Annotated in this window: 8 protein-coding genes; 3 read left to right on the forward strand and 5 right to left on the reverse strand. The window is 49.0% G+C overall.

The features are described 5' to 3' along the window. Positions 1-56 precede the first annotated feature (56 nt). Positions 57-1,301, reverse strand: a complete 1,245-nt coding sequence (locus ACJJIO_RS19470) for an MFS transporter (protein ID WP_444909516.1) — start codon at positions 1,299-1,301, stop codon at positions 57-59. Between the two features lie 172 nt (positions 1,302-1,473). Next, entirely contained in the window at positions 1,474-1,725 is a 252-nt protein-coding gene (locus ACJJIO_RS19475) for a hypothetical protein (RefSeq protein ID WP_252081748.1), read from the reverse strand. Between the two features lie 176 nt (positions 1,726-1,901). On the opposite strand from ACJJIO_RS19475, the gene norR reads away from it, so the two are divergent. Continuing rightward, positions 1,902-3,473, forward strand: coding sequence for a nitric oxide reductase transcriptional regulator NorR (gene norR, locus ACJJIO_RS19480; RefSeq protein ID WP_444909517.1), 1,572 nt, complete (start codon positions 1,902-1,904; stop codon positions 3,471-3,473). A gap of 196 nt (positions 3,474-3,669) precedes the next feature. On the opposite strand, the gene ACJJIO_RS19485 is transcribed toward norR, so the two are convergent. From ACJJIO_RS19485 to ACJJIO_RS19495, 3 genes are all read right to left on the reverse strand, one after another. Continuing rightward, on the reverse strand, positions 3,670-6,771 hold the full coding sequence (locus ACJJIO_RS19485; protein ID WP_444909518.1) for an efflux RND transporter permease subunit: 3,102 nt from the start codon (positions 6,769-6,771) through the stop codon (positions 3,670-3,672). Then, positions 6,768-7,847: an efflux RND transporter periplasmic adaptor subunit gene (locus ACJJIO_RS19490; protein WP_444909519.1), complete on the reverse strand. Its 1,080-nt coding sequence runs from the start codon at positions 7,845-7,847 to the stop codon at positions 6,768-6,770. Before ACJJIO_RS19490 ends, ACJJIO_RS19485 begins: the two co-directional genes overlap by 4 nt. 543 nt (positions 7,848-8,390) lie before the next feature. Beyond that, positions 8,391-10,568: a heavy metal translocating P-type ATPase gene (locus ACJJIO_RS19495; RefSeq protein ID WP_444909520.1), complete on the reverse strand. Its 2,178-nt coding sequence runs from the start codon at positions 10,566-10,568 to the stop codon at positions 8,391-8,393. 78 nt (positions 10,569-10,646) lie between these two features. On the opposite strand from ACJJIO_RS19495, the gene cadR reads away from it, so the two are divergent. Then, positions 10,647-11,072, forward strand: a complete 426-nt coding sequence (cadR, locus tag ACJJIO_RS19500) for a Cd(II)/Pb(II)-responsive transcriptional regulator (RefSeq protein WP_444886291.1) — start codon at positions 10,647-10,649, stop codon at positions 11,070-11,072. Between the two features lie 28 nt (positions 11,073-11,100). Beyond that, positions 11,101-11,991, forward strand: coding sequence for a metallophosphoesterase (locus ACJJIO_RS19505; protein WP_444909521.1), 891 nt, complete (start codon positions 11,101-11,103; stop codon positions 11,989-11,991). Positions 11,992-12,066 lie beyond the last annotated feature (75 nt).

Genomic DNA, 12,066 nt, shown 5'->3' on the forward strand with positions numbered 1-12,066 from the left:
GCGGCCTCATTTCAAGCTCTGGGCCGCAGTGATACCGCGATAGTATTCAGGAGGCTTTACCGATCAACAATTTTTTTCATTGCACTGCTACGCCAACTGAACCAGCTCAGTATCAAAACGAAAACGGCCGCAATGGCAGTGATAAAAAATGGTAGTCGGATATTAATTTCCATAGCGCCGCCACCCAATAGTGAGATAAGGGTGGCCACAATGGTGAAGCCCGCTGTAGCGATACCCATTACCCATCCCTGTTCGCTCTCATCCACACTATTGGCAAACAAGTTCAGTAGTGCCGGATAGGCTAGTCCAAAGCACAAGTAGGCGAGAAACACACTCAAGTAACAAAGCCAAACCTGGTTACTGAAAGCAAAAACCAGCGCACAGGCCCCCATAGTCAATGCCGATACCTTGATAACCAGTGGCTTGCCCCACTTAGACAGCACGGGTTTAACCAAAAAGATACTGGAAGTACCCACGGCGATGCCCATGAATAGCATGGCCATACTGGTTCCCAGTAAGCCGAGGCCAAAGCGGCTGCTGAGATAGTTGGTGATAAAGATATAAAAACTGAGGTGAACCAGCATAAAACTTAGGTAAGCTGGGCAAAGCCTGATGACTAAGGGCCTCTCTTTGAGGTGTGCAAATTGCCTGAATAAGTCAGATAAGCGCAATTGAATAGGCGAAGTCGGGGGGCGGCTATCGTGATAAAAGAGCAGAATTAAGCCGAGGGTGATAGCAACCAAAAGTAGCGCAAAATAAAAAGGCAGTTGAATGCTTGCAATATTACCGAGCAGGGCCTTGTCGGCTAAGACTCCAGCGATAATTGGTCCCGCAACTGCTCCCCCGCTCATTCCCGCCACCAGTAACCCCAAGTTTTTTGAAGCATCCAGTTCATCGCGGCTTGCATCAATCATTGCCGCTTGGGCAATGGGCTGGTTACCGGCAGTAAATCCACTGACCACGCGCCCAAGAATCAGCAACCACAGGCTGCTGGCAAATAAGGCTGCGAGTGTAATCGCATAGCCTGCCAGGGCGCCAACCAAACAAAGTACCATCGCGCTTTTTCGGCCGATACTGTCAGATAACTTAGCGATATACACCGCCCCAATAAACCAAGCTAAAAAAAAGCTACTGATAACAATGCCATAGTAGAGGTGGCGGGTGGATTGTGCGGTGTCTGTAGGCAGGAATTGAAACTTGGTGGACATGACCAGTTCATTAATGATGGGGAATAGCAGTCCTTGACCCATCAAGTCAATAAATACCACAGCCAGCAGGGCCAGACGGCTCATTGCAGACATCGAGTTTCCTTATGGGGTTTGTATTGATCGCTGTGCAGGGTTGGCGGCCCTGAAGAGAAGATAGCACTGAGGTAGTTGTTAGATGGGGCTGCTGAGGTGATGGTGTGGAAAGTTTGAAAGCTAGAAGGGTCGCCCCCAAAGGGGATGGAGGCGAGAAGCTCGGCGTGATCAGTTAGCGTACTTCCTGGCACAGGTTGTATTGGGCAACGCAGCGGCTGACATAGCCAATCTTGATAAACGTTGCGCTGATAATCATAAAAATATGGCCCGCCACTTGGGCTGGGATAGAAAAATAATGGGAGAGCGGGTAGCAGATGACAACGGTGAGTAATAGCAGGGGGGTAGAGAGCAACAGGGTGAGATTTCCGGCCTTGAGCAAGAGTTCAAAACGCCTGCGAATTTTTAAAGTGTATGTGTCCAGCATTGTCTTCGCCTCTATTACTAAATAACCTCAATGGTTATTAGGCAAATGTTATGCCAGCTTAATAATTCCTTATGAATCAATATTTTAGGTGAATTATGATATTTGTTTGTGTCAATTTGACCTATATGGTGACCATGTCATAATGACACAAAAGAAGCTTATTGACTTGGTGGGATATGGTGGATATTAATTCTACTCTACTGCTTGAAGTAGCTCTGGATCTCGCAAATAGCCTGAATAATAGTGACCGATTTGAACGACTGCTCTCTACCATCCGCAAGGCAATTAAGTGTGATGCGGTGGCCTTGCTGGGGCTGAATGGAGAGGTGCTTACCCCCCTGGCTGTGCAGGGCTTGGCCAGGCGTACTATGGGGCGGCGTTTCCTAATTAACGAGCATCCCCGCCTAGCGCAAATCTGCAGTTCTGATGCTCCCGTTCGCTTCCCCTCTGATTGCAATCTGCCGGACCCTTTTGATGGCTTACTACTGGATAGGGAAGGGGACCTACCGGTGCACTCCTGTCTCGGTTTGCCACTGTATTCTGACAATCATCTAGTGGGGCTGCTTACTTTGGATAGTATGACCTCAGACGCCTATAGCCTGATTAGCGATCGAACGCTTGAGTTAATCGCCGCACTCTCAGCCGCTACTCTCAAAACGGCTTTGGAGCTAAAAGCGCTGTCCCTTTCTGCTGAACATGCCGAACAACTGGTGAAAGAGTTGACCCAGGAAGCCTTTCTGCGCGATGGCGGTGAGTTAATCGGCGAAAGCCAAGTGATGAGGGCCTTGCGAAGCGACATTGAATTAGTTGCAGGGTCTGACTACAGCGTGCTTATTCTTGGGGAAACTGGGGTGGGTAAGGAGCTGGTTGCCCGCACGGTACATCGGCTGTCATCTCGCCGAGAAAAACCCCTTGTCTATCTCAACTGCGCCTCCTTAACTGAAACACTGGCAGAAGCGGAGTTATTCGGGCATGCGAAGGGGGCTTTTACTGGCGCTGATCGGGATCGCCCGGGAAAGTTTCTATTAGCAAACGGCGGGACACTTTTTCTGGATGAAGTGGGTGAACTGCCTTTATCAGTTCAGGGCAAACTGCTGCGGGTACTGCAAAGTGGTGAAATTCAGCCTGTTGGTAAGGATGCGGTACAGCATGTAGATTTGCGTATAGTGGCCGCTACCAATCGGGATTTGCTCAAAGAAATCGACTTAGGTGGATTCAGGGCCGATTTGTATCACCGTCTCTCTGTTTATCCTCTGGAAGTACCCGCACTATCAAAGAGAGAAAATGATGTTCTCCTGCTGGCAGATTATTTTCTGGAGCGCTCCACGAGGAAGCTTGGCTTCCGTCAGCTGCGGCTATCAGCAGATGCTTCCAGTAAATTAAAGCGTTATAGCTGGCCTGGAAATGTGAGAGAGCTGGAGCATATCATCAGCCGCGCAGCGCTCAAGGCAAGAAAAAACGCATCACTCTCTGAAATAGTATCGCTGACAGCGGCACATATAGAGATTCCGGATGACATAGCGGCGCAACCAGAGTTTGAGAAGCCCGTTCAGCCACAGCTAGGGGTATTAAATCTCAGGGCAGCCACTGAAGAATATCAGCGGGATCTTATAAAGCATAGATTGACCCAGAGCGACGGGAATTGGAGTAGGGCAGCGAAATCGCTCTCTATGGATAGGGGCAACTTGGTCCGCCTTGCAAAACGTCTGGGTATCCATATAAAAAAAGAGGTTGTGGGCGTAAATTGATGGCGCTTTGCGCAATATAGGTTGCTAGGTGATATGGATGAATAGGGATATTTGTGATTGGGTTTGGAGTAGTTACTTTCACTAAGGATAATAAACAAATCTCTATAGCAGATTAGAAACAGGCGAGATATAACTGTGCTGACATTTTGGTTGCTATTGTCAGCACAGGTTAGATTAATTGGTCGCCACCCTTATGTTACGCGCTAGCAGGTTCGGGCACTTCCAAGTCGGCCTTTTGAGTAAAACTCTGTAGCTCAGAGCGGAACAGCTTTTGTGAGAGTAGTGCAGACATAAAGGCTAAAACAAACAGAGCGCTAAATATCATCCCGCCAGTAATCACCGTCGCTAGGCCTCGATAAATTGCAGCGCTGCTCCCTGGGTTTAACACCAAAGGCAGGTTGCCAAAGATACAGGTGATTGTTGTTAGCATAATGGGACGAGCGCGCAAGCTGGCTGCTGCATAAATAGCTTCTAGCTGACTGGCCCCGGCCTGTAATGACTTTTGAAATTGATTCACTAATAGTATTGCGTTGTTGACTACAAGCCCCATCAGAATTACGAATCCAATCATTGTAATTACATCAAGGCTTTGGGGGGTGAAAAGGTTTAATAGCTGTAAACTTAACATCCCGCCGGCAAATGAGAGGGGTATAGCGCAAAGCACGGCGGCGGCCAGCTTTGCAGATCTTAGGGCAAAATACATCAACAGGGCGAGTACTGCGAGAGCTGCCAAGAATATTTTAAGAAATTCAACTAGAAACAAGTTGAGTTCGTTTGCGCTGCCCCTGAACTGAGTGTGCAAATCGCTATAGGAGCTTTCAGCTAAAAAGGACTGTACCGATTGGCCTACATTTTCAACAAATGACTTCATTGCTACCCCTTCTGGCGGGGTTAGGTTTAACGATGCGCTGACTTCTTGCCCAACTCGTAAAATACTGGCAGGGGCTTGGGTTATTTTCGCGCTTGCTAATTCACGGACAGGAATCAGGCCGTGCCCGTCAATCCATATTTCAGTGTTTAGAAGTGCTTCCAGGTTCTGTGGGTCTTCGGCTTTGAAGTAGAATGGTAGCGTGTTAGTGCCAGTATAAAAATGGCCTATGTATATCCCATCGGTCAAAGCCATAAGTTGGCGGTTTAGCTCTGAAACTGTAATACCTAAATAAGTTAATTGATCCAGGCGAGGTTGGAACTCTATGCGTACAGCCCGGTTTTGCAGTGCGCTCCCCTCCTGGATTTGTGCGTCTGGAAACTCTGCGCGCAGATGGTTCATTAACTCAGTGCCAGCCATTTGTAGCCTGGAAAGTTCAGCCCCTTTAATATCCAGTTGGCTTATTCGATTGTTTGGCATTGCAAATCGTAAAAGACCCCCATGCCTGAAATGGATACGGGTGCCTACCAGTCCATAGAGTACTTTCTCATTCATCCATTCCCGCAGTGATTCAAAATCCCAATCGCCTTGGGTATACATATAGAGGTTGCAATTGCTTGGGTTGCAGATAATGCCGTAAGTGGAAACATGATCTTCTATTTCCTTAAAGTTGTTGGTGATTCGATTCACCACGCGTTCTCCGTAATCCGTTCTAATAGCATCTGTGGCTAGTGCGCTCTCAAAGTTGATGAAAACAGAAACCATATTCTGTTTTGGGTCTGGCAATACATCTATGGATGGTGTGGAAACATAGGTGGCTATGAGTGCGACGGGTAGCCCAAGAATAATGGCTGTAATAGACCGTCTGGGGGTAGCTGTAGCTTTGATGGAAAGGGCAACCCATCTTTTTAGGGCTAATAGAATTCTTGTGTTTGAAGATTCTTTCTTTATTTTTTTTGAATGGCCCAATATGTACCTTGCGAATGAAGGTAGTATTAATAAGGCAAAGAGCAGTGAGGCGAGTAAAGCGCTTGAGATTGTAAAAGCGAGATCTCTAAATAACTGCCCTGTTGCAGATTGCATGGCAATAATAGGCAAGAACACAATGACGCTTGATATCGTTGATGATGCCAAAGAACCTGTAACTTCTCGTGTTCCCTGTACAATGCTTTCCTGGGTGCCAATGCCTTGCTGGCGAAGCCTTTGAATATTTTCCACCACAATAATTGCCGCATCTACCATCAATCCGATAGAAAGAGCAATGCCTGCCAATGAAATAACATTCATGCTTCTACCCCCAATATACATACCCACAACGACGAGTGAGATGCATACGGGAATGCTGAGGAATATTAACGTTAACGTTCTCAGGTTGCGCAGAAACCAGTACAAAACCAAGCAGGCTAGCAATGATCCAAGAAGGAGGCTCCCGTACACCAGATTCAGGGAGTCTCGGATCCCTTTGGAGTCATCACGGCTTATGGCCAATTCCATGTCTAACCGAGCTAACTCTCCACTATTCAGCTCCGCCATGGTTGATTTCAGCTGTGCAATAGTGTCAAGAGCATTGACGTTTTCGGTGGGGAGCAAGTAAAAATAAAAGGATCGATTGCCCTCAAGGGCAAAATATGCCCAGTCAGATGCAGGCCGTGCACTGACAGAGGCAATGTCAGAGAGCCGTATAATCTGGTTTCCACGTGTGGCGATAGGTAGTTGTGAAAGCTCATCTAGGGGGATTTGGCCCTTAAAGTGTAATGCATAGTCTTTAGAGCCAATTTTCAGGTTGCCGCCCGATCGGTCCACCAGATCATTAAGATGTGCAGTTACCCCAGCAATACTTAAGGAATTTTGAGTCATCTTTTCTGGATCGAACTCAATATCGACACGCTGTGCGATAGGCGTAGCGGCAACTTCTATGGAGGATACTCCCGGGATTTTACTGATGGCTGGCTTTACGTGGTTTAAAAATGTATCAATTAATTCCAGCTCACTGGCTGACTTCTTCGAGTAGAGGAAGAAGGTTGCCAGCGTAGCCCCCGCACCGTTGGCAAAATTGAAAACTTGGGGTGTGCGGACTTGTGTGGGCCAGTTGGGTACCTGATTAATTCTGGAGAGTACCTCAATATACATTTGCTCCATATCTGCTTCAGAGTGAAAGTCAATCGTGACCCAGGCAAAGCCACTGTTGATATTTGTCTGCACCTCTTTCAGGTAGCTTAGGCTCGATAACTCCTGCTCAAGTGGTGCAACCAATATCTGTTCTATCTCTTCCGCTGTCTTTCCCGGCCAAGGAATAGCCAGTGCAATTTGTGGGCGATTGATAGTGGGGAGTAGTGCATTAGGCAAGTTTAGGCCCGCAACAATACCGGCAACAATTAGGGCAAAAGTGCAACTTATAATAAATGAACTGTATTTCTCCAGGGATTTCATGTGTTTTCCCTCTTTGTCGGAGAGACAGTTTCATTGGGTTGTAGGCCTTCATAACCCAGAACGACTACAAGATCTCCAGGTTTAATGGTTGAACGTACAACAAAGTGCCCCTTCAAGGTATCTATTATTTGAACCTCGGTACTAACCGCCCTTTGATCACTGTCTAGAGTCCAGACTTTATATTGGTCGCCCTCTAGTATTACGGCATCACTGGGAACTTTTGTTACCCTCTCTCGTGTGTTTTTAGTTGAGAGGGGCGTTTGCATCGTTATTTCGAATCTCTGTCCTACCAATAGAGACGGGAATTGCTCTGACTCTGTTTCAAAGTAGAGGTTGAGATTTTGCGTTTCGGGATTGACCGTATGACTAATATTTCTTAAGGGGATATTTTGGTCTCTAAAAGTAAAGGAGCTTCTGTTGAGTAAATTTTCATTGTTTAATTTTTCTTCGGGAAGGCTGCACTCAATTTGATTTTCTTTTAGAGGCAGTAACTGCATGATTCTTTGCCCCGAATTTAGTCTCTCACCGGGGTTGGCTTCTATACTTACAACTTGACTATCAGTTCTTGCATAGTGTTGCAGTCGTTCTAAACGGTATTCGGCTGTTGTTAGCTGGTGCTCGAGTCTTTGCTTTGTGAGCCGGTAGGTATCAGCATTGAGCTTAAGGCTGTTTAAGTGGGACGGAGACACCATGTCTGCTGAGCTAAGCTTCTCCAATCTGCTCAGCTCTTCTTCCGCATAAATAAGCTGGCTCTGTGTGATTGCAATATCTGTGCGAATAATCTCAATCTCCTGAGAGAGATAAAATCCATCCTGTGCCGCTACTAACTCGCCAGCTTTAATAATTGATCCTACGGGTTTTACTTGGGTGAGTTCGGCTTCAGTGTGGCTGGAGACTTGATGTAGCGGAGGAGATAACACCGAACAAAATAATCTGGTATTAATGGCTTGCTGCCACGGGTGTGCAGCCTCAACGAGTACTGCACGACTATCATCAGCAAAAATACTAGAGCTGGAAAATAGAGTGGTAGAAATGATGCTGCTGGCAAGAAATGCTCTAAATTGACTGTTTCGCATTCGGAGGCTCTAGTCGATTTTATTCTTAGATTAATGTTTGTGGTGAGACTATCTGGCGCTAAAGAGACTTAATGTCTTTAGTGTTGTAGTTGACAAAAGGGTATGGGGATGCTGATTTTCCTGCAATTGGCCTACGACAAGGTGAGGCCTAAAGGGGATAAGTGGTGTCTGGAATTAGGTTCTATTTGTTCGGTTTTTTGAGAGGGCTATTTGCTAGCATAATTCTTTGTTTAGACACTTCCTAAGTGCCATTGGGCATGTCTTGCTAAAGCGGAATCGAAATACTTTATTTTAGGCCTGTAGCGTGTTACCAGTGTTGCTGAGTTCTGCTTTCTTTATGTTTAAAGTTTTTTGTCATGCCAATTTTGCACTATCCAAAGAAACTCTCGAAGGTGCCTGCTTTTGCTGGTCAATAAGGCAATCAATAATTGCGTATCCAAGCACCTGTTTAACGAGAGCTTCTGCGGGATAGATTGGTTGCGTATTAAATAATTGGTACTGTCTTTTCTATTTTCCAGACTTTTCTACCGTCTTGTTTTGAGATCACTTCCGCATCAGTCTTAACCCATTGAAAACCACCAGCAGGCTGGTCCCCATATCGGCGAATACTGCCATCCACATAGTGGCTTCACCGGCAAAGGCGAGTGCCAGAAAGACCGCTTTGATACCCAGGGCAAGGATAATGTTTTGCCAAAGAATATGAGCTGTCGTACGGGAGAGGCGGATAAAGCTGGCGATTTTACCCAGGTTGTCATCCATCAGGGCAACGTCTGCCGTTTCTATGGCGGTATCGGTGCCGGTGGCGCCCATGGCGAAGCCGATATCAGCTCGCGCCAGGGCTGGTGCATCATTGATGCCGTCGCCCACCATGCCGACCCGGCCGTGGCCGGCAAGGGAATCCACTTCACGGAGTTTATCTTCTGGCAGCAGGTTGCCCATGGCCCGATCGATGCCCACCTCCTTGGCAATGGCATCGGCGGTGTGCTGATTGTCACCGGTCAGCATCAGGGTTTTCACCCCCAATTGGTGGAGCTCATCAATGGCTTTGCGGCTGGATTCTTTTACCGTATCGGCTACGGCAAACAGAGCCAGAACACGGTTTGTATCCACCAACATAACAACTGTTTTCCCCTGATACTCCAGTTTGGAGAGGCGATCCTCTAGCTCCTCACTGCAAACGCGCAATTCTTCCACCAGGCGGTGATTGCCCAGGTAATAGCCTGTGCCTTCAATCTCTCCGCGAATCCCGCGCCCGGCCAGGGCTTCAAAGGCTTCTACTTCTAGTAAGGGTGCTCCACTGGCGTTGAGAAAATCTGCCACTGCCTTCGAAACCGGGTGATCGGAGCGGTGGGCGAGGCTGGCGGCGAGGCGCTTTACCCGCGCCTCATCCTTGCCAGTTATCAGGGCAAAATCTGTTACCTGCGGTGCACCATGGGTGATGGTGCCGGTTTTATCCAGGGCCAGCCAGCGCAGCCGGCGCCCCTCTTCGAGGTATGCCCCCCCTTTAATCAGTGTGCCGTGTCTTGTTGCTGCTGCGAGGCCACTGACGATGGTGACCGGGGTGGCAATGACCAGGGCGCAGGGGCAGGCGATAACCAGCAGTACCAGGGCGCGGTAGATCCACTCCATCCAGGCACCGGAGAAAAACAGCGGAGGAATTAACGCTGTGGCAAGGGCAACCGCAAATACCAAGGGGGTATACCAGTGCGCGAACTGATCGACGAAACGTTGGGTGGGCGCGCGGCTGCCTTGCGCCTCCTCAACCGCGTGGATGATTCGGGCAAGTACGGCATCACTGGCTACGGCAGTCACCCTATATTCCAGTGCGCCGGACTCATTGATGCTGCCGGCAAAGAGGCTGTCTCCAGCTTCTTTATCTACCGGAAGGCTCTCCCCGGTGATTGGGGCTTGGTTCACCGCAGAGTTGCCTTTTATTACTTCGCCATCCAGGGCGATGCGCTCACCGGGCCTCACCCTGACCTTGGCGCCGAGGGAAACAGTTTTTGCATTCACCTCGCGCCACTGGCCATCACTCTGAAGTACTGTGGCGGTTTCCGGGGCCAAGTCCATTAACTCGCGAATAGCGTTTCTGGCCCGGTCCAGAGACTTGGCCTCAATCAGTTCGGCGAGGGTGAACAGTACCATCACCATGGCGGCCTCAGGCCAGTGCCCAATCAAAAGTGCGCCTGTGACCGCGATGGACATCAGCGCATTCATATTCAGGTTGCGGTTCTTTAGTGCGATCCAACCTTTTTTGTAAGTAGAGAGCCCCCCGCCGGCAATGGCGGCTAAGGCCAGCAACATGACTAGCCAGCTGTTTCCACCCTGTAACCAGAACACCACCTCAGAAGCGAGCGCCGCCAAGCCGGCCGCCCCCAGCAGCCACCAATTGGCCTTGGTTGCGGGTGGTGCATTTTCTGTATCCGATGGGGAGGCGACCCTGGCATCCAGATCCAGAGGGGCGAGTATATCCAGGATCTGTTGCTGCATACCCGGAGCGTGTCCAACCCGCAAAATGCGTTGCACCAGGTTAAAGTCCAGGCTGTAAATGCCTTCGAGTGGGGTGAGCTTGGCGCGGATCAAACCTTCTTCGGTAGGGCAATCCATTTTGGTGATTGAGAAGAGGGAGCTTTCGCTATCTTTTCCGGCGCCACTATCGAGCGGTTGTTGTAAAGGTTCAGTGCTACTGCCACAGCCGCAAGTGGAATCCTGTTTTCCCATGGTTAACTCTCGAATAGCTCAATGAGTGAGCCAGCATTACAATCCCTCTAGTAACTATAGAGTCAAGGGGACACCAGTATGCGTTACCGAATAGGGGAGGCGGCCAAGCAGGCAGGCTGCAAGGTGGAAACGGTGCGTTACTACGAACAGGTGGGCTTGCTGCCGCAACCATTGAGGTCCGAAGGCAATTATCGCCTGTATTCAGAAGCGCACTTGGCGCAATTGCGTTTTATAAGGCACTGTCGCTCCCTCGATATGCCCATTGAGGATATACGCAAACTGTTAACCTTGCGGGAGCAGCCGAGAGAGCACTGTGCTGAAATCAATGCGTTGGTAGATGAGCATATTGATAGGGTGGACAGCCAAATGGCATTACTCGAGCAATTGCGGAAGAGTTTGCTGGCATTGCGCAGCCAGTGTGGCGGCCCCGGTTCTACTGATTCCTGTGAGATTGTACGAGAACTCTCCAGTTGCGACTGCCACCCGGCACAAAGCACGGTATAAAAGTTATCTGTAAGTTGAGAGTGGCTCATTGAAAAAGTTGTTGAGTAAGTTATCGGGAGAATTATTGAGCTGGCCACGGGGAAAGTACCGGGTTGTCTTTCTAGTGGCTCTGGTTGTTGCTCTTACCCTTGCCGTTTGGGCCTTTTTCGCTGAGCCAAGAAGCTTCAGGATCAATAAGCAAGCGCTTCGCCTGGAGTCTTGGCCAGCTTCCTGTAGCGGTTTAAGCGTGGCGATATTGGCGGATTTACATGTGGGTTCCCCCTATAAAGGGATTGAAAGCCTGCGTTCATTGGTTAGCCAAGTAAATGCCAGCAGTCCTGACTTGGTACTACTCCCCGGTGACTTTGTTATTCAGGGGGTGGTTGGTGGTTCTTTTGTGACACCGGAAAGTGCCGCTGAAGTGCTTGCCGGCCTCAAGGCCCCCTTGGGCGTTTTTGCTGTAATGGGCAATCACGACTGGTGGCTGGACCCGAAAAGAGTAGAGCGGGCTTTTACTGAGAAAGGCATCCCGCTGCTCGAAGATGCATCCACCAAGATCAGTAGCGGCCACTGTGCCTTTCAGTTGGTTGGCATCAGTGACTTCTGGGAGGGGCCACACAATATAGATCGGGCAATGTCTGCCATTGAAGAGTCAGAGACAGTCTTAGCCTTCACTCACAACCCAGATATATTTCCCCAGATTCCACAACGGATTGCCTTGACGATTGCCGGCCACACTCATGGCGGCCAGGTATTTTTACCCTTGATTGGCCGCCCGATTGTGCCCTCCCGCTACGGGGAGCGCTATGCCATTGGGCATATCGAAGAGGAGGGCAAACACCTGTTTGTGAGCCCTGGGGTAGGTACCAGTATCCTGCCGGTAAGATTTCTGGTGCCGCCAGAAGTCACTTTGCTGACGCTTTTTAGCCGTGGTGAATAAATAAGCAGTTTATGGTTGGTTGGATTGGTTATCTGCTTTGGCAGGATGTAAAGAGAGCACTGGATTAGAATGGCT

This window comes from Microbulbifer mixtoriginis (SeqCode), from assembly GCF_052467235.1.

Bases quoted from the DNA above. Each gene is read 5' to 3' on its own strand.
- cadR (WP_444886291.1), top strand. From the start codon at position 10,647: ATGCGTTACCGAATAGGGGAGGCGGCCAAGCAGGCAGGCTGCAAGGTG.
- norR (WP_444909517.1), top strand. From the start codon at position 1,902: ATGGTGGATATTAATTCTACTCTACTGCTTGAAGTAGCTCTGGATCTC.
- ACJJIO_RS19485 (WP_444909518.1), bottom strand. From the start codon at position 6,771: ATGAAATCCCTGGAGAAATACAGTTCATTTATTATAAGTTGCACTTTT.
- ACJJIO_RS19475 (WP_252081748.1), bottom strand. From the start codon at position 1,725: ATGCTGGACACATACACTTTAAAAATTCGCAGGCGTTTTGAACTCTTG.
- ACJJIO_RS19495 (WP_444909520.1), bottom strand. From the start codon at position 10,568: ATGGGAAAACAGGATTCCACTTGCGGCTGTGGCAGTAGCACTGAACCT.
- ACJJIO_RS19490 (WP_444909519.1), bottom strand. From the start codon at position 7,847: ATGCGAAACAGTCAATTTAGAGCATTTCTTGCCAGCAGCATCATTTCT.
- ACJJIO_RS19470 (WP_444909516.1), bottom strand. From the start codon at position 1,301: ATGTCTGCAATGAGCCGTCTGGCCCTGCTGGCTGTGGTATTTATTGAC.